Source organism: Marinitoga okinawensis (assembly GCF_055387075.1).
Window position 1 is genome coordinate 283,141 of the sequence record NZ_AP042422.1, and the last position, 17,973, is coordinate 301,113.

The window sequence follows — 17,973 nt, forward strand, 5'->3', positions numbered from 1 at the left end:
TAAAAAAACTAAATTATAATGTTAAATCTCCAATTAAAGCTCTAGGTACTGGTAAATCTGCCATTGATAATAATCCGGGTTCTGCTTCAATAACTGAAGGAATCATATTTGTAGCTACAGCCATTGTACCTTTTCCACCAGGGACTTCTGGTTTAATAGTTAGATTTAAATTAGGATCTCCTATGATTTCAATATAATCTCCTGTATCTACATTTTCTAATTCTGGTCTTACTTGCTGTGGATGTTTTAATTCTATAACCATTTTTTCATTCATATATGCTCTTGCTATATGATTACATCCAGCAACCATTCCTGGTTCAACCCTTACATGTTTTGTTTCTCTTAAAACATTTGAAATTATTGGTTCTCTTGTTTGTTCAATTTTATCTATATTCCATCCTAATGCATCAGCAATCATGTAGATAGATTGTTCAAATCCGATGTGTCCAACAATTTTTCCAGATTTCAATCCTTTTTCAAATTCTTCAACTGTTGTTCCTACACCTTGAGTTTCCATAACTGTAGGTCCAAATGGTGATAAATCATTAATTCTTGCAGCTTTTATTTGTTCTACGTTTAATGCTGCTCCTGATAATGCCAAAATCAAGGTATCTAATACAAAACCAGGATTAATGCCTGTTCCTAAAATCGAAACTCCATATCTTCTTGCTAAATTATCCATTTCTTCAGATTCATCAGGGTGAGTATAGAAAGGATAAGCCATTTCTTCAGCAATTGTTATTACGTTAATATGTTTTTTTACAGCTGTAATAATTTGTTCTTTAACAACTTCAACAAATGAATTTGTTGCAATTACTACTAAATCTGGATTAGTTTCATCTAACATTCTTTCTGGTGAATCATAAACCTTTAGTCCAATTTCACCTATTTCTAATAATTCCCCAACATCTTTTCCAACATATCTCGTATCATGTACTCCAACTAATTCTAATTCATACTTGGATAAAATATTTCTTGCAATCCCGCTACCCATTGCACCGAATCCCCATAATGCTATTCTATACATAATAACGCCTCCTTTGAAATATTAAATTTCTTTTTTAATAATTTTTAGAATTTTTTCACTTACACATTTTAAAATATAGTTGCATACATTTTAATTTTATGAAATTTTTTTCATATAGTCAAATACGCATACTCAAACATACTTATATATAAATGAGCATACTCAATATTATCGTATTTATACGGATATAATCCATGATTTTAGTCAAATTTGAATAAAAATAATAGGTGATGCAAAAGCATCACCTATTTAGCTTCATCAACTTTTATTAGTAATAACGCACCAATAATAAATAATATAGATACACTTAAAACGCCAAATCTTGAATTTTTAGTAATTTGAGAAAAGAAACCTACTAAAAATGGCCCAATTATAGCTGCAAATTTTCCAAAGATATTATAAAATCCAAAAAATTCCGCAGACTTATTTTTAGGAATTAATTTTCCATACATAGATCTACTTAAAGCTTGAATACCACCTTGTGATGTTGCGACAAGCATTGCTAAAATCCAAAAATCCACAGCTGTTTTAAGAAAATAACCATATATTGTAATAAATGTATATACAGTTATTCCAATAAACAACATTCTTTTTACATTCCATTTTTGAGCCAACTTTCCATATATTAATGCAAATGGGAAAGCTACAATTTGAGTTGCGAATAGGGCTAATAATAATTGAGTAGTACCTATTCCCACATCTTTGCCATAAACTGTTGCCATTTTTATTATAGTTCCTACTCCATCAATATAAAAAAAGTAAGCCAATAAAAATAAAAAGATATTATTATATTTTTTAATCTCTTTAAATGTATTTGCGAGCCTTTCAAAACTATCCTTAATAGGTGTTTGGGATTTTTCAATATAATGTTCTTGATGAACATTTTTTAATAATGGGATGGTAAAAATTGCCCACCACAATGCAGTTATAATAAAAGCTAAGCGTGTTGCTACTAAAGAATTTGATAAGCCAATAATTCCAGGCTTCATTATAATAGCCATACTAATTATAAATGGTATTGTACTTCCTATATATCCCCATGCAAATCCACTTGCTGATATCCAGTCCATTTTTTCATCTGTTGTAACATCTACTATCATAGAATCATAAAATATATTAGCGCCTGCAAAACCAATAGCTGAAAATATGTAAATAATTAAACATTGAAGCCAATCACCTTCGCCAACAGTAGCTAATAAAAATGTTGATATTACACCTAACAACCAAAAAAATGTTAAAAATCTTTTTTTTACATTTTTATAATCAGCAATAGTACCTAAAATTGGTGCCAATATTGCTACAATTATTGTTGCTATCGTATTACCATATCCCCAATATGCAGTAGAAAGATATCCTTCAATGTTTTTTGCCGCAACCTCTTTAAAAAATATTGGTAAAACTGCGGTAGTTACAATTAAAGTATAGGCAGAATTAGCCCAATCATACATCACCCAACTTTTTTCTTTCTTTGTCATCCTACCCCTCCTGATAAATTTTTGGAATAATATTAAACAGATAATATAATATGAATCTTATTAGTTTCAAATGAAAAAGTTTTTAAAATAAGATTTTTAGTAAAAATATTTTCTGGAATATAAAGATATAATTTGTTCTTATCAATTTTTAAATATTTTGGGATTTTTTCTTGATTGATAAAATTAATTGGTAAATTATGTTCAAATGTATATATACCAGCTACTGTTTCTGGAATTTCTACTATTTTAATTGTATATTTGAATAATAAAACTCTTATAATGATCATATTATCTACAAAGTTTATTTTTGTAGATAAATTAAAAATTTTTCTTAAAAATTCTGATGAAGAAAATTTTATTATTCCATTTAGAATATCCATAATGAGATCTTTGTCTATGATTATTTCCAAAATATCTACTCCTTATATTTTAATGTTAAAAGAAATTCTTTATTTTTAACTTCAAAATTATCTAAGATTAATGACTGGAATAATGGTTTGAGGTTTTCAGAATATTGTATTTTTGATAAGTTTATACCTATTTCATTATCTTTTGCTTCAAAGCCATCTATGAATTTTGAAATTATTGAGAAAACCCCTTCTAGTATTTTTCTTACTCCTTCATCGCCGGATAAGTTAAATTTTAACATACCATTAGCTAAGGATGATGGTTTTTCTTTTAATTCAATAAGAGAGTCAAAAACTACATCTTTATTAAATATATTTACCTCTATTTGAAAATGGATACCATCATTTTTCATCTCGATATTTAGATTTTTTAATCCTTTTATAGATGCATTTTCCTCAATTAATTTATCAACAAGGCCATTTATAAAGGCTTCATCGATTTTAATAGTCATTTCAGCCATTTAAAACACCTCACATATTTTCTAATTCTTCTATTAAAGAATTATACTTTTGAGGATCTTCTGAATAATAATTTAGCAATATATTTATTATTTTTTTCAATTTTTCTTCATAATTTAGTGGTTCTATTTCATATAGATCTTTATATAATTTATATGATTTTTCAAAATATTCTACAGCTTTTTCATTTTCAACTTTTTCACTATATAATGTACCTAAGTTAAATAATATCATTGCTTCATCGCTTTTTTTCAAATTTTTTATAGAATCTTTTAAATTAAAAGCTTCAATAAGATAAGATTCAGCTTTATCAAGATTACCAGAGTTGATTTCTAATACACCGATGTTGTTTAAAGTATAGAATAAATACAATTGATATTTCTCTTTAGCCTTTTCGCTCAACTTTCTTCTGATATTTAATGAAAGTTCAAAATATTTTCTTGCATTTTCATTTTTATTCATTTCGGAATATAATGTGCCCAAATTGTTTTGAATGACAGAAACATTAAACTGCATATCAAAAGACTTATTACCTTCACATAATTCTAATGCTCTTAGATAATTTTTCTCTGCTGCACTATAATTAGAAATATCCACATAAAGATTTCCTAAAATATGATAAATAGCATATAAGCTTTCTTCAGGCAATTTTTCTTTTAGAGTTTCGGTTATATTAATTAACATTTCTATATTTTCTTTTGAATGTTCCAAATATTTTTTAATTTCCAAAATTGAACTTAATATAGAAGTAGTATCGCCTAAAGCTATCAATAAAAGATTATTTAGTAAAGATATAATCCCTTTCTCTAAGGTTTTTGTTTTTAAATTAGTTGTTTTTATTTCTTTAATAAGATTTTTTCTTTCATGTTCCAATTTTTCTATTTTTTCTTCGTATAGTTTTAGTTTATTATTTAATCTTGTTTCCAAAGAATTGATTTTATATTCATTTGAATTAGAATTAATCTTGATATTAGGAATGATAATATCTTCTTCTAACTTTTGTGAGGCGTTCTCATTTTTCAGCATCTCTGAAACATCTTCAGTATTTATAATATCTTCTTTAATATTTGATGATTCAATATTATTTTTCTCTTCTAACTCTACATCTTTTGTCAAGTTAGAATCTTCCATATCAACTTCAGGAATAGATTCAACAGATTTTTCAACGACATTTTCATTTTCTTTATTTATAGGTTCGTTAGATTCAGGTTCTTTATTTTCCTCATCAAGTTCTAATTCAGGGATATCATTTGGTAATTCAGATTCATCTAAATCAACTTCAGGAACAGATTCTTCAACGACATTTTCATTTTCTTTATTTATAGGTTCGTTAGATTCAGGTTCTTTATTTTCCTCATCAAGTTCTAATTCAGGGATATCATTTGGTAATTCAGATTCATCTAAATCAACTTCAGGAATAGTTTCAACAGTTTCATCAACAACAGATTTTTTTCCTTCACTTGTGGGTTCACGGGATTCGTTTTCTTCAGGAATATTGTTTTTAATGTTTTCATTAGAGGATGATTGATTAGGTTTGTTTTCGTTTACCTTTTTCTCTAATTCTTCTGCTAATTTTTCTACATCAGTAACTTCTGGCTCATCAGATTCTATATCTAAGTCTAAATCATTTAAATCACTTATTTCTTCATTAATATTCTTATCTGCTAATTGTTCAGTTTTAACTTTATTTTCTTCTGATTCTAAAGAGTCTAAATCCATTAATTTGTTTAATTCATCTGGATTATCCATTAAATTTTCAAAATCCAAATCCTTTTCAGTATCTTTATTTTCCTCAGGCATTACTTTCCCCCCTTTCATTTGTTTCCCATTTTTTTAACTTTGAAAATAATGTCATTTTAGATATGCCGAGAATATTAGCGGCTTGAGTTTTATTATTTTTAGTAAATTCTAAAGTCTTTAATATATATTTTTTTTCAACATCTTCTAAACTTAAACCTAAAGGGATGGACACTATGTCATTTGATTTATTTTCAAAACTTTTTATATTATCAGGTATCATGTACTTATTTAATATATCGTCTAAAGATATGGCGACCATTGAATAAATTACGTTTTTTAATTCTCTAACATTACCTGGCCAATTATATTTTAGAAGAATATCCATGGCATCCGGATTAATCCCTTTGACATTTGTTCCAAATTCTTCATTAGCTTTATCGATAAAATAATTTATCAATAATGGAATATCTTCTGCATGATTTCTCAAAGGTTCAATTTCTATTTGGAAAACAGATAATCTAAAAAATAAATCTTCCCTAAATAAATTTTTTTTGATTAAATCTTTTAAATTTCTATTTGTAGCAGCGATGACTCTTACGTTAACTTTAATAGGTTTTGTACTACCTATCCTCTCAACTTCTTTAGTTTCCAGAACTCTTAATAATTTCACCTGCATGTTTTTAGGTAACTCTCCAATTTCGTCTAAGAATAAAGTTCCATTATTAGCTAATTCAAATTTTCCAGGTTTTGCTTGTTCAGCTCCTGTGAAAGCCCCTTTTTCATATCCGAAAAGTTCACTCTCAAATAAGTCAGGAGGTATTGCTCCACAATTAATAGCTACAAATTTTTGTCTATTACTTAGTTTATGAATATATTGTGCTATAATGTCTTTTCCTGTACCACTTTCACCAGTTATCAATACAGGAATATTTTTTTTGGCGATTAAAAATACTTTTTCTTTGATTTTTTTTATATGATTAGATTTTCCTATTATTTCAGGAGACTCTTTTAACTTATTTTTTAAATCCTCAATTTCTTTTTTTAGTCTAATAGTTTCTAAAGCCCTGTTTACCTCATTTATTAGAGTTTTTAGGTCAACTGGTTTTTCTAAGAAATTATAAACACCAAGTTTTGTAGCTTTTACAGCATCTGCAATATCACCATGAGCAGTTATTATAATTATTTCATATGTAAATTTTTTTAATTCATCTATTAATTCCATTCCGTTTATATCCGGAAGTCTTAAATCTAAAATAATTAAATCTGGGGATTCGTTTTTTGCAATATTTAGCCCATCTAATCCCCTTAATGAACACAAAGTGTTGTAATTAAATTTATTTAAAAAATCACACATCATTTTATTTAAAACTTTATCATCTTCTATAACCAGAATTTTATGCATTTTCTTCTCCTTTGGATTTTTTTAAATTTGAAAATATTCCTAAAATTAATCCAAGAACAAAACTCCAAACTGCAGCAAGAGTAATTTGCCATTCTTGAGGTAAAGAAAAAGTGATTGTATGAGCAGGAACCCAGAACCATAATAATGTCAATAAAGCACCTTTTAATCCATTTGTTGGCACTTTGAATTCGGATATGTTTTCAAGAAATCTATGAATAATAACTAACCAAGGGCCAAAAAAAGCATTTGTAAATAGAGATTTAAAAAAAGCTTGATAGAATTTTCCTGAAGGTAAATAATGATGATTAACTAACTCACCTACAAACCCATTAAAACCTGTAAATGCAAATTTAATAATAACCCCTAAAATAGCCCAAACAAGCGCAGAATAAATAGTTTTTAGAATAGAAATTTTGCTTTTTGTTAGTAATTTTGCAACTATTTCTCCGGCAGTACCCAAAATTGCAAATTGAATCATTGCAGCGATTAAAGGATTTTCCATTATATAACCTCCTTAATTTTTTTATATAATAATTATAACACTTTTTATTATAATTATGCATGATATGATATAATTAGAGTGATCAAAAAATTTAAAGTAGAGAATATCCGGGATTATATTTAAAATTCGAAAGAAAACTTTCAAAAAATAAATAATAAAGAAATTAAGGGGGAAAAATTATGGAAGAAACAATAGCTTCTACTATTTCAAATATTATACAGCAAAATTCGGATACTTTAAAAACATTATATTCGTTTTCTGATTCCTGGTATATTATTTTACCAGTTTCTCTTATAGCGGTTTTATTTGCAAGAAAAGTTTCGAAGGTTATATTTTTTATATTAGGCTTTATAAGCAGTTATGTTTTTATAATCCCATATCTATTACAGTTTGAATTTGCAAAGGAACTTTTAGATCAGGTAAAAAATTATCAAAATATATCATTATTTATATTCTCGGTTGTTATAGGTATTTTAACATATTCATTATTCAAATCTTCTGCGCAAATTGCTGGATTTGTTTTAGGAGGTATATTGGGGTTTGAAATTTCAGGTGTGATATTAAAACTTTATCCAGAAATGTTTAATAAAATTGAAATTTTGAAAAATATTGATCAATCATATATTCCATGGATTTTTGTGGTATTTTTTGGATTGATGGTTTCTATTGTTATAACCAAAAGTTTTGATAATGTAGTAACAATTTTAACAATATTAATATCCTCTACATTAGCAGCATTTTTTTCTGTTTTTGCATTGGAAAATTCATTATCTTTGAAAATAGGTGAAAATACATTATTAAAACAAAATATTAATATTAGTACAGTTGAATTATCAACAATTATTGTTTTTTCTATTATTTTTATAGTTATAGGGTTTAAATTTAATTTTAAAAAATCTAATAAATAGGGAGTGTTATTAATGTATGTTATAGGTATTGCTGGAGGTACTGGTTCTGGTAAAACAACTGTTGCATATAAAATTAGAGAAACATTAGGAACGCAAAATTGTGAGATATTACCTATGGATAATTATTATAGGGATTTGAGTCATGAAACTTTAGAACAAAGAAAGTTGCATAATTATGATCATCCCGATATGATTGAAAACGAATTGATGTTTAAGCATATAAATGAATTAAAAGAAGGAAAAGTTATTGATTTGCCTGAATATGATTTTTCGCAATTTACAAGAGTTGGATCAATAAAATTTGAACCAAAACCAATTATTATTGTTGAGGGAATTTTTGCACTATATTATGAAGAATTAAGAGAATTATATGATTTAGCTATTTATGTTGATACAGAAAATGATATAAGATTTATTAGAAGATTAGAAAGAGATATTAAAGAAAGAGGAAGAAGTTTAGATTCAGTTATTAAACAATACACAAATACTGTTAAACCTATGCATGAAGCATATGTGGAACCAACAAAAAAATATGCAAATATCATTATTCCAGAAGGTGGTTTTAATGAAAAAGCTATTCAAGTTGTTGTAAACTACATATTTAGAAAAATGCTGAAATAAGTGCGTTTAGTACTTATTTCAGTTTGTTAACAAAGCATTTTTTAAAAAATATCTAATTTTGGAAAAAATGTTCATTTTTTCTTTTTCGACAGAGCTATACTTAAAGCTGTAGTTAATTTTAAAATATTTTCATTTAAATTTTCTATTCTATGACTTAATGTTGAAGCTATTTCTTTCATTATTCTATAACCAATATCAGGTCTTTTTTCAGCTAATTGTTCAAAGTCCTTTTTGGATATTTCAAACAACTCGCATTCACTCAAAGCCTTAATTGTTGCAGAACGAGGAGAACCTGTAACTAAAGACATTTCGCCAAAAAAACTTATTTTTTCGGCATCCAATATAGCCATTGATTTTTCTCCTTCTTCCCAGTGATGTGAACCTATCTTTAATGTTAATTGGTGGGTTATTTGAACTTTTCCTTTTTTAAATATATACATAGAATCGCCATGTTCTCCTTCTGTAATAATAATATCTCCAGCGGAGAAATTAATAGGTTTTAAAATATTCGAAATTTTTTCTAATTGTTCATCATTTAAAGTTTTAAATATAGATATATTTTTTAAAAACTCTTCCATTATATCACCTACTTTATTACAAATACATAAGAATCATTTTCTGATATTTTATAATCATCAGGGGGATTTAATTTTAATTCATAATTTTCTTTTTTTTCTTCTTCAAAAAAATCCTCTTCAGCTTCTTCAAATTTTTGTCTAATAAAATTATCAATTGAACTGTCTGAAGATAAAAAATCATTTATAGTAAATTCTTTTTTTGTGCTGACTAATCCAATAGCCAAAATATTTTTATTTTGTTTAAAGTGATTAAAAAGATCTTTAAAAGTTTCACCTATAAAATTTTTGGGAACAGGAATTAGTTGAACTCGCATATTATCAAGAGATGCAATTTCTCTAAAAAGCATGTGATATGCTGGTGATAATAGAGCAGAAGATAATAAAATTGAATTAAATTCATTTCCTAAAATAACATCATCTGCTCCAGCTCTTAAAATATATTTTGCCTTTTCTTCTTTTACAACTTCAGCATAAATTTTTGCATCATTATTTAATGTTCTAATTAATAATATAGATATTAAAGTTCTTTCATCGCATTCATCAAGACTTCTTCCACCGTAAGTATCCGACAGTATTATTATATATTTAGCTTGTGAAATATTAGCTCTTTTAAGGACATTTTCTTTAATGAAATCACCATGTATAAATTTTATATTTAAATCAGGAAATTTAGATTTGAAATTTTCATAATCTTCTTCTTCTGCTTGATTAACTAATACGATATTATATTCTTCTAAATTAATGAATTTCTCCATAGCTTCTAATGTTTTTTCTAAATGATTATTCCAACCTAATATTACAAGATGGTTTTTAAATTTCACTTTTCCTAACCCCTTTCTTTCTTTTATACGCCATTCAACTAAAGCAGAAGCAATGCTACCAGATATGAGAGAAAATAATGTTACACCAGAAATTATTATAATCATTCCTATGATTTTTCCTAAAAAGGTGTTTGGGACAATATCACCGTATCCAACAGTAGCTATAGTAACAATTAACCACCAAAAAGCGTCAAATAATGAATGTATATTTGGATTTTTTCCTATTTCTGTTGCATATAATAATAAGCCAATAAATATAACAAAGATTAGAATGAATAATAAAAATTTATTAGCTGGATCATTTAGTAATTTTTTAAATTTTGATTTCATATTCTCACCTGTATTTCTTTATTTTAATATAATTATAACATATTTTTGTATTTAGTTTAATAATCGAATAAGCTTTTTCATTGCTTAAAATTATTTATGTTATACAAAAAATGGTTCATCACATTATTTTTATAAATTTTCTTATATATTTTATTTTTTCAACAGTCGGACACTATATTTTTTATTGACAATAAACTATTTATGGGGTAATATATAATAAAAGCGAAAACGGTTTCGTGGAGGTGAGAAGATGGTAACAATAAAAGATATTGCTAGAATAGCTGGAGTAAGTCCTTCAACAGTTTCTAGAAGTTTAAATGATTATCCAAATATTTCCAAAAAGACGAAAGAAAAAATAAAAAAGATAGCTGATGAATTAGGTTTTGAATTTAATGAAGCTGCAAGAAGTTTAAATAAGAAAAAAACTAATACAATTGGCGTTATAATTCCTCAATTTTTTGATGATATGAGAGGGGAAATATTTTTTGCTAATTTTTTGGGAAAATTAATTAAAGAGGCACAATTAAAAGGTTATCACATAAGAATTGAATATGAGATAGAAAAAAATTATATTAGACGCATGATTCAAAGTCGGAGTGTTGATGGATTATTATTGGCAAATCCTTATATCTCAAAAGAAGATGTTAATTTTATAATTAATAAAAAAATTCCTTATATTTTTTTACACTACTTATCAGAAAATTATATTAATTCTGAAGTAAATTATGTGAGAACAAATCAAGAAAAAGGTGGATATTTAGCGACGAAATATCTCTTGGAAAAAGGCAGAAAGCGTATATTGACATTATCTGGACTAAGTATAAATTATGAATTTATTGAAAGAACGAGAGGTTATAAAAAAGCATTAAAGGAATTTGGAATAGAAGATGAATATATATGGGATATAGATGTGACATTTGAAGCAGCTAAAAATGCAATAAAAAAGAATAAAAAAATACTAAAAGATATAAATGCGATTTTTGCTCAAACAGATTTAATGGCACTTGGAGTTATAGATGCCCTTAACGAATTAGGTATGAAAATACCAGAAGAAATATCAGTAGTTGGATTCGATAATATTCAAATAGGAACCTATTTTAAACCTAAGTTAACAACTGTAGAACAACCTATTGATAAGTTAGCTAAAATTGGAGTAAAAAATTTAATAGATTTAATGAACAAAAATATCAATATAAAAAAATTTATTGATCCTAAATTAGTAGTTAGAGAATCTGCATAATATGATATAATTATCATAACAAACTATTATAAAGGAGGCTAACTATGGCAATTGAAAAATTAAAAGAGAAATATTATTTAATATCAAAATATAGTACTGCAGCATCATTACTTGAATGGGATTTTGAAACACATATGCCTAAAAAAGCTGCTGAAAAAAGAGCTGATGTTATAGGGGAAATTTCAGGAAAAGCTTTTGAAATGTCGGTGTCTGATGAGATGGGAAGATTACTAGAGAAGACTGAAAAAGAAGAGTTAAGCGAAATAGAAAAAGCTATTGTAAGAGTTGGGAAAAAAGAATATGAAAAATTTAAGAAAATACCAACAGAATTATTTAAAGAATTAAATATTTCATCTTCTAAAGCACAAGCTGCATGGGAAGAGGCAAAGACTAAAAATGATTTTTCAATATTTCAACCTCATTTAGAGAAAGTTGTAGAATTAACTAAAAAAATGGCAGATTATTTAGGATATGAGGAAAATAGATATGATGCATTATTAGATTTATACGAACCTGGTTTGAAAACTTCTGAATTAAAAAAAGTTATTGAACCTTTAAGAGAATTTTTGGTTAATTATCTAAATAAATTAGATAATGGAAAGAAACCAGATAATTCAATTTTAAAAAGATATTTTCCAATTGAAAAACAAAAAGAATTATCTTTAAAGGTTTTAAAATTGATGAATTATGATTTTGAAGCAGGAAGAATGGATGTAGCTATGCATCCTTTTACAACTACGATTGGTCCAAATGATGTTAGAATTACTACAAGATATAACGAACATGATTTAAATGATTCGCTATATAGCACTATTCATGAAGGAGGACATGCATTATATGAACAAGGAATTCCTGAAGAATTTGCTGGTTTGCCTATTGGCGATGGAGCTTCAATGGCTATACATGAAAGTCAATCAAGGTTTTGGGAAAACATAATTGGTAGAAGTTTAGAATTTTGGAATTTCTTTTATAGTAATTTGGTTGAAATATTTCCTGAATTTAAGGAGAATACACCTGAAGAAATTTTTAAAGCGGTCAATTTTGTGGAAAGATCATTTATCAGAACAGAAGCAGATGAGGTAACCTATAATTTACATATAATGTTAAGATTTGAGATTGAAGAAGCTTTAATCAATGATAGAATAAAGGTTGAAGATTTACCTAAAATATGGAATGAAAAGATGAAAGATTATTTGGGAGTAGTTCCTGAAAAAGATAGTGAAGGAGTTTTACAAGATGTTCATTGGGCTCATGGATCTTTTGGATATTTTCCTTCGTATATGTTAGGGAATTTATACTCGGCTCAATTCTATAATAAGATGAGAGAAGATATACCTAATTTAGATAAACAAATATCAGAAGGTAAATTCGAAACAGCATTAATGTGGTTAAGAGAAAAAATTCATTCAAAAGGAAAAATGTATGAACCAGGAGAACTAGTAAAAATGGTAACTGGTGAATCATTAAACCCTAAATATTTTATGGAATATATTGAAAATAAATTTAACAAAGTATATGAATTATAATATTTATCAAAAGCAGTTTGTTTTCATAACAAACTGCTTTTTTTATAGATAATAGTTTTTTAAACAAATATTCTAATTACAACAATTGATTTTCACAAATCAAATGTTATTAGGTGATTTTTGAGTCTTAATTCTTTCTAAATATTTAGTATTTAATAATATTAAAAAAACAACATGTCATATTTTTTTAAAAAAATTATAACAATAATGTAATTATATGTAAATATAATTAATACAATAATTCTAGTTTGTAAAGTTAAATATTTTAGATACTTAATAGAAACTTTAAAAAAGGGGGGATATTATGGAAAATGAAGAAATTTTGAAAAAAAGTCAAAAAGAAGTTTCTGCTGAAGGGACAGAAGATTTTCCTTTAGTTGAGGTTCCAGAAAATGAAAGAAAAGGTTTTTGGTCAATTTCTGTGGTACTATTAGGTTTTACTTTTTTTACTGCCACAATGTGGGCAGGAGGGAATTTAGGAGTATCTTTTAAATTTTGGCCAGATTTAATATTATTAATAACACTTGGTAATTTTTTATTAGGAGCTTATGTAGCCGTTTTAGGATATATAGCATATAAAACAGGATTAAGTACAGTACTTTTAGGTAGATATAGTTTTGGAGATTGGGGAAGTAAATGGCCAGATTTTGTATTAGGATTTACACAAATAGGTTGGTATGCTTGGGGAACCGCTACAATTGCAATACTATTAACAAAGTTGTTAAATTTACCTCAAGGATGGAATATGCCTTTAATGATAGTTTTTGGTTTTGCGTTTTCATGGACTGCATATGTTGGATATAGAGGGTTGGAATGGTTATCAAGATTTTCGGTACCTTTAATGACTATATTAATAATTTGGAGTATAACTATTGCAACTAAAGATGCTGGTGGATTAGCTGGTATATTAGGTATTGAACCTACAAAAAATATGACAATTGCTGGAGCTATAACTATAATTTTTGGAACGTTTGTTAGTGGTGGAACTCAGTCAACTAATTGGACGAGATTTTCTAAAACAACTTTTTCAGCTGTTTTTGGTTCTCTGATAGCATTTTTTATTGGTAATGGATTAATGATTTTTGCTGGAGCATATGGTGGATTAGTTTATCAAGAACCGGACATTGTAAATGTTTTAGTAAAACAAGGACTTATATTTTGGGGCATAGTAATGCTCTTTTTAAACATTTGGACTACTCAAGATAATACTATTTATAATTTTTCTGTAGCTGGATGTAATTTCTTTAGAACTGAGAAAAGAAGGTATTTTACTGTTGGAGGAGCAGCTATAGGAACTATTCTTGCTATACTAGGAATGTATAATTGGTTAATTCCATGGCTTGTTTTGTTAGGAACATTCATCCCTCCAATTGGTGGAGTTATTATGGCAGATTTCTTTTATAAACATAAAATGAAATATCCTAAAATTACTAAAATAAAATTTCAAAAATTTAATTGGGCTGGAATATTAGGATATGTAGCTGGAGCTTTAATTGCTAAATATAGTCCTGGAGTTCCTCCTTTAAATGGTATTATTGGAGCTTTTATTTTCTATGTAATATTTGATTTACTTTTTAAATTATTTAGAATAAATAATGATCATGTAGTAGAGGGTGAGAAGTAATGGACATTATTATTAGAAATGCAAAATTATTAAATTATGATGAATTTGTTGATATTGGTATAAAAGATGGAAAAATAGAAAAGATTGGAAAAATTACTGATAATTGTAAAGAAGAAATAAATGCAGAAGGAAATTTAGTTTCCCCACCTTTTGTCGATCCTCATGTGCATTTAGATGCTATTCTTACTGTAGGAGATCCAAATTATAATATGTCTGGTACATTATGGGAAGGTATAAGCATTTGGTCTGAAAGAAAGAAGAAATTAACATATGATGACGTAAAGAAAAGAGCAAAAGAGGCAATAAAATGGGCAGTAGCTCAGGGGACATTAAAAATACGAACGCATGTTGATGTATGTGATCCGGAGTTAGTTGCTTTAAAAGCTATGATTGATGTAAAAGAAGAAGTAAAAGATTTAGTTGATTTACAAATAGTTTCCTTTCCACAAGAAGGTATAGTTAGTTTTCCTAATGGAGAATATTTAATGGAAGAGTCTTTGAAATTAGGTGCAGATGTGGTTGGTGGAATACCACATTATGAATTTTCTAGAAATGATGGGATAGAAAGCATAGATATAATAATGAATTTAGCCAAAAAGTATGATAAAGATATTGACGTTCATATTGATGAAATAGATGATGAACAGTCAAGATTTGTTGAATATTTAGCCTCTAAAACAATTAAAGAAAATTATCAAGGAAGAGTAACAGCAAGTCATATAACCGCAATGCATTCATATAACAACGCATATGCGAATAAATTAATGGGAGTGTTTAAAAAAGCACAATTAAATGTTATTGCTAATCCCTTAGATAATATAGCTCTTGGAGGAAGATTCGATAATTATCCAATTAGAAGAGGGATGACAAGAGTGAAAGAACTATTAAATTATGGAATTAATGTAGGATTAGGGCATGATTCAGTAATGGATCCATGGTATCCTTTAGGAAGATATAGCATGCTTCAGGTAGCTTTTATGGGACTTAATATAGGTCATATGACAGGTTATGAAGAAATAAAACAAATTTATAAAGCTATAACTTACAATTCAGCCAAATTAATGAATTTGAAAGATTATGGGATAGAAGAAGGGAAAAAAGCTGATTTAATAGTATTAAAAGCCCCAAGTGATATTGAAGCAATCAGATTAAGAAGTGAAGCTATATATGTAATTAAAAATGGAAAAGTAGTTGCTAAGACAATACCATCAAAGTCATATGTAAACGATGAGAGAATAGATTTTAGAGTTTCTGGAATTTATGAATAAAGGGGCGTTAAGCCCCTTTATTCATAATCAAAATCCATATTTTTTACAGTGATACCATCAACTTTTGATAATTTTTCTTCTAAATCTCTCCATAAATTTTGATCTTCTGCCAATTCTAAAAGAATTAAGCCTCTATCGCTGCAATTATCATCAAATGCATCATGTAAACCAAGTCTTGTTTTTATAATACATCCGAATCCAGTTAATAATCTTTGTACCTCACCTGCTTCTTTTTTTCTGTCGTGAATATAAATACCTAATACTCTAATCTTTCCCATAAAACGTCCCCCCTTTAATAAGATATAGAGATTTTTTTGCTTCTTCATTAATATCAAGATCATCCAAATTTTTAATAGGTCTTTTTAAGATAATGGATTCTGCTGTTTTTTTGCCAATACCGTCAATATTTTTAAGTTCTTCAATTGTAGCAGTATTAATATCAAAAGGATACTTTAATGCTGTTAATGATCTTGAACCATGAGAAATAACAATACAATTTATTTTATTTAATTTCTCAAATCTTCCAATTACACCAGTTTTTATAGGATATGTTCCTAATTGCCTACCAAAAGATATTTTTCCTTTAATATCTTCAATAATTAAATCTTTCAATATAGTTCCTATAGGAAATACTTTTTTTATCATTTCGTGATTATAACTTTCCATATATTCTTTAAATTTTATAAATTCTTTCTTCAATTGTTTGGGTTTTACATTAAAAAGTAAAGTACCCGGAAAAGCCATAGCTTGACGCACATTTATCCTTCTAACTAATAAATCATCTTCCAGTATTTTTTCTAAATACTTTTTATTTATTTCAAAAGTTTCTTTAGTTTCACCAATTAATCCATATAATAGATTTATGCCAGGAAGTAATTTTGGAACACCATTTTCATCTCTGATACTTCCAACTTCATTAACTATTCTAATTGCTTCTAATGAATCATCAGGCATAATATCTACTCTATTTTTCTTAACAACATTTTTATCAAATGATTCTACTCCAAAAGATAAAATATCACCAGCGGTATTATATTTTACTATTATTTCTAATGCCTTTCTTATCTTGTTTTTGTGTTTTATTATATAAGCTGGATTAGCATTATCTGTATGTATAATATTAGCTATTTTTGACATTTCTTGATAAAGTTCCTTAAATAGTTCTATGTTTGGTTCATTATTTGTTTGTAAAGATCCATAAGCTAAAAAATTTGCAGCTCTTCCAAATCTAAAATTTTTAACTCCAACATCAGAAATAGCTTTAGCTTCTTCTAATAAATCTTTTAAAGGTCTTTCCCTGTATCTTCCATTTATTAATGGTTCTGTACAAAATGAACAAAAACCATTAGTTCTTTCACATCCGCGAGATACGTCCATTTCTACTATAATATCAGGATACCTAGGATGCTTTTTTAATATTTCTGATCCCAATGGTGCAATTTTTGATATCAAATTATAATCTGATCTTGCATTTAAATCAAAATTATCTGAGATAGGATATTCAAATAAAAATTTTTCAATATCTCCATTGATTAAGTAATCTATATCATCAGATTCTACTTTTATTGCAGATTTTCCACCTTTTAGCGTGTAGCCTTTTACAATAGGACCACCTAAAACTCTTAATGGCTCTTTGTTGAAAGAAAATAATTTTTTTATTTCTGTTAAAGATATAGGGGTTCCGCCTAAATAATGCCCTGGGACAGTAACTCCGCCTATTATTATTAAATATTCATAATTATTAAATGATTGCCACATATTATTGTCTCTAACTTGATCAATAGTGAAATAATCCACGTCTATTCCATGATAATATAATGCTCCAGCAGCATATCTAATATATGGCGAAACATATGGTGGAACACCTAGAACTGCAGGTTCATCAACATATCCATCAATAATAACAGCTTTCATATAAAACCCCTTTCATATTATATATGAATATTATATCACATTAGCTTTTTAGAATATATTTTATTAAGTTGTTCAAAAAGTTAAAAGAAACGAAGACTCGAAGATTGCCTTTAAAAATTATGAATGAAAAC

At 27.2% G+C, this 17,973-nt stretch carries 17 protein-coding genes and 1 pseudogene; 7 read left to right on the forward strand and 11 right to left on the reverse strand.

The window, feature by feature from the left end; translation table 11 throughout:
- Positions 1 to 13: 13 nt before the first annotated feature.
- From ord to ACZ5CK_RS01305, 7 genes are all read right to left on the reverse strand, one after another.
- On the reverse strand, positions 14 to 1,027 hold the full coding sequence (ord, locus tag ACZ5CK_RS01275; RefSeq protein WP_464582104.1) for a 2,4-diaminopentanoate dehydrogenase: 1,014 nt from the start codon (positions 1,025 to 1,027) through the stop codon (positions 14 to 16).
- Positions 1,028 to 1,272: 245 nt separating this feature from the next.
- Positions 1,273 to 2,502, reverse strand: a complete 1,230-nt coding sequence (locus ACZ5CK_RS01280) for an MFS transporter (protein WP_464582105.1) — start codon at positions 2,500 to 2,502, stop codon at positions 1,273 to 1,275.
- Between the two features lie 32 nt (positions 2,503 to 2,534).
- Positions 2,535 to 2,912: a hypothetical protein gene (locus ACZ5CK_RS01285; protein WP_464582106.1), complete on the reverse strand. Its 378-nt coding sequence runs from the start codon at positions 2,910 to 2,912 to the stop codon at positions 2,535 to 2,537.
- Positions 2,913 to 2,917: 5 nt separating this feature from the next.
- Complete coding sequence (locus ACZ5CK_RS01290) at positions 2,918 to 3,370, reverse strand: hypothetical protein (protein ID WP_464582107.1); 453 nt, start codon at positions 3,368 to 3,370, stop codon at positions 2,918 to 2,920.
- Positions 3,371 to 3,380: 10 nt separating this feature from the next.
- Complete coding sequence (locus ACZ5CK_RS01295) at positions 3,381 to 5,168, reverse strand: tetratricopeptide repeat protein (RefSeq protein WP_464582108.1); 1,788 nt, start codon at positions 5,166 to 5,168, stop codon at positions 3,381 to 3,383.
- Complete coding sequence (locus tag ACZ5CK_RS01300) at positions 5,161 to 6,510, reverse strand: sigma-54-dependent transcriptional regulator (protein ID WP_464582109.1); 1,350 nt, start codon at positions 6,508 to 6,510, stop codon at positions 5,161 to 5,163. Before ACZ5CK_RS01300 ends, ACZ5CK_RS01295 begins: the two co-directional genes overlap by 8 nt.
- Positions 6,503 to 7,012, reverse strand: coding sequence for a hypothetical protein (locus ACZ5CK_RS01305; RefSeq protein WP_464582110.1), 510 nt, complete (start codon positions 7,010 to 7,012; stop codon positions 6,503 to 6,505). The genes ACZ5CK_RS01300 and ACZ5CK_RS01305 overlap by 8 nt, the downstream gene beginning before the upstream one ends.
- 179 nt (positions 7,013 to 7,191) lie before the next feature.
- Between ACZ5CK_RS01305 and ACZ5CK_RS01310 the strand changes: the two genes are divergently transcribed.
- Both ACZ5CK_RS01310 and udk read left to right on the forward strand, forming a co-directional pair.
- The gene (locus ACZ5CK_RS01310) at positions 7,192 to 7,920 is read left to right on the forward strand and encodes a hypothetical protein (protein WP_464582111.1); all 729 of its coding nucleotides are present in this window, start codon (positions 7,192 to 7,194) and stop codon (positions 7,918 to 7,920) included.
- A 12-nt stretch (positions 7,921 to 7,932) separates the two neighbouring features.
- Positions 7,933 to 8,541: a uridine kinase gene (gene udk / locus ACZ5CK_RS01315; RefSeq protein ID WP_464582112.1), complete on the forward strand. Its 609-nt coding sequence runs from the start codon at positions 7,933 to 7,935 to the stop codon at positions 8,539 to 8,541.
- A 71-nt stretch (positions 8,542 to 8,612) separates the two neighbouring features.
- Here udk and ACZ5CK_RS01320 read toward each other — a convergent pair whose 3' ends face one another.
- Both ACZ5CK_RS01320 and ACZ5CK_RS01325 read right to left on the reverse strand, forming a co-directional pair.
- The gene (locus tag ACZ5CK_RS01320) at positions 8,613 to 9,119 is read right to left on the reverse strand and encodes a cyclic nucleotide-binding domain-containing protein (RefSeq protein WP_464582113.1); all 507 of its coding nucleotides are present in this window, start codon (positions 9,117 to 9,119) and stop codon (positions 8,613 to 8,615) included.
- A gap of 8 nt (positions 9,120 to 9,127) precedes the next feature.
- Positions 9,128 to 10,270 carry a potassium channel family protein gene (locus ACZ5CK_RS01325; protein WP_464582114.1) on the reverse strand — a complete coding sequence of 381 codons (1,143 nt, stop codon included), beginning with the start codon at positions 10,268 to 10,270 and terminating at the stop codon, positions 9,128 to 9,130.
- A 241-nt stretch (positions 10,271 to 10,511) separates the two neighbouring features.
- Here ACZ5CK_RS01325 and ACZ5CK_RS01330 point away from each other — a divergent pair.
- The 5 genes and pseudogenes from ACZ5CK_RS01330 to codA all read left to right on the forward strand — a co-directional run.
- Positions 10,512 to 10,649, forward strand: a pseudogene (locus tag ACZ5CK_RS01330) (LacI family DNA-binding transcriptional regulator); the annotation flags it as partial.
- Between the two features lie 87 nt (positions 10,650 to 10,736).
- Positions 10,737 to 11,510, forward strand: a complete 774-nt coding sequence (locus tag ACZ5CK_RS01335) for a LacI family DNA-binding transcriptional regulator (RefSeq protein WP_464582933.1) — start codon at positions 10,737 to 10,739, stop codon at positions 11,508 to 11,510.
- Positions 11,511 to 11,554: 44 nt separating this feature from the next.
- Positions 11,555 to 13,036 (forward strand): carboxypeptidase M32, encoded by a 1,482-nt coding sequence (locus tag ACZ5CK_RS01340; protein WP_464582115.1) that lies wholly within the window; start codon positions 11,555 to 11,557, stop codon positions 13,034 to 13,036.
- A 304-nt stretch (positions 13,037 to 13,340) separates the two neighbouring features.
- Positions 13,341 to 14,660 (forward strand): cytosine permease, encoded by a 1,320-nt coding sequence (gene codB, locus ACZ5CK_RS01345; protein WP_464582116.1) that lies wholly within the window; start codon positions 13,341 to 13,343, stop codon positions 14,658 to 14,660.
- A gap of 5 nt (positions 14,661 to 14,665) precedes the next feature.
- Positions 14,666 to 15,928, forward strand: coding sequence for a cytosine deaminase (gene codA, locus ACZ5CK_RS01350; protein ID WP_464582934.1), 1,263 nt, complete (start codon positions 14,666 to 14,668; stop codon positions 15,926 to 15,928).
- A gap of 17 nt (positions 15,929 to 15,945) precedes the next feature.
- On the opposite strand, the gene ACZ5CK_RS01355 is transcribed toward codA, so the two are convergent.
- Together ACZ5CK_RS01355 and ACZ5CK_RS01360 are read right to left on the reverse strand one after the other, a co-directional pair.
- Positions 15,946 to 16,206 (reverse strand): CPF_0552 family protein, encoded by a 261-nt coding sequence (locus ACZ5CK_RS01355; RefSeq protein ID WP_464582117.1) that lies wholly within the window; start codon positions 16,204 to 16,206, stop codon positions 15,946 to 15,948.
- Positions 16,193 to 17,842, reverse strand: a complete 1,650-nt coding sequence (locus ACZ5CK_RS01360) for a radical SAM protein (protein ID WP_464582118.1) — start codon at positions 17,840 to 17,842, stop codon at positions 16,193 to 16,195. The genes ACZ5CK_RS01355 and ACZ5CK_RS01360 overlap by 14 nt, the downstream gene beginning before the upstream one ends.
- Between the last annotated feature and the right edge of the window lie 131 nt (positions 17,843 to 17,973).

Bases quoted from the DNA above. Each gene is read 5' to 3' on its own strand.
- ACZ5CK_RS01320 (WP_464582113.1), bottom strand. From the start codon at position 9,119: ATGGAAGAGTTTTTAAAAAATATATCTATATTTAAAACTTTAAATGAT.
- codB (WP_464582116.1), top strand. From the start codon at position 13,341: ATGGAAAATGAAGAAATTTTGAAAAAAAGTCAAAAAGAAGTTTCTGCT.
- ACZ5CK_RS01290 (WP_464582107.1), bottom strand. From the start codon at position 3,370: ATGGCTGAAATGACTATTAAAATCGATGAAGCCTTTATAAATGGCCTT.
- ord (WP_464582104.1), bottom strand. From the start codon at position 1,027: ATGTATAGAATAGCATTATGGGGATTCGGTGCAATGGGTAGCGGGATT.
- ACZ5CK_RS01355 (WP_464582117.1), bottom strand. From the start codon at position 16,206: ATGGGAAAGATTAGAGTATTAGGTATTTATATTCACGACAGAAAAAAA.
- udk (WP_464582112.1), top strand. From the start codon at position 7,933: ATGTATGTTATAGGTATTGCTGGAGGTACTGGTTCTGGTAAAACAACT.
- ACZ5CK_RS01325 (WP_464582114.1), bottom strand. From the start codon at position 10,270: ATGAAATCAAAATTTAAAAAATTACTAAATGATCCAGCTAATAAATTT.
- ACZ5CK_RS01305 (WP_464582110.1), bottom strand. From the start codon at position 7,012: ATGGAAAATCCTTTAATCGCTGCAATGATTCAATTTGCAATTTTGGGT.
- ACZ5CK_RS01280 (WP_464582105.1), bottom strand. From the start codon at position 2,502: ATGACAAAGAAAGAAAAAAGTTGGGTGATGTATGATTGGGCTAATTCT.
- ACZ5CK_RS01335 (WP_464582933.1), top strand. From the start codon at position 10,737: ATGAGAGGGGAAATATTTTTTGCTAATTTTTTGGGAAAATTAATTAAA.
- ACZ5CK_RS01300 (WP_464582109.1), bottom strand. From the start codon at position 6,510: ATGCATAAAATTCTGGTTATAGAAGATGATAAAGTTTTAAATAAAATG.
- ACZ5CK_RS01310 (WP_464582111.1), top strand. From the start codon at position 7,192: ATGGAAGAAACAATAGCTTCTACTATTTCAAATATTATACAGCAAAAT.
- ACZ5CK_RS01360 (WP_464582118.1), bottom strand. From the start codon at position 17,842: ATGAAAGCTGTTATTATTGATGGATATGTTGATGAACCTGCAGTTCTA.
- ACZ5CK_RS01340 (WP_464582115.1), top strand. From the start codon at position 11,555: ATGGCAATTGAAAAATTAAAAGAGAAATATTATTTAATATCAAAATAT.
- ACZ5CK_RS01295 (WP_464582108.1), bottom strand. From the start codon at position 5,168: ATGCCTGAGGAAAATAAAGATACTGAAAAGGATTTGGATTTTGAAAAT.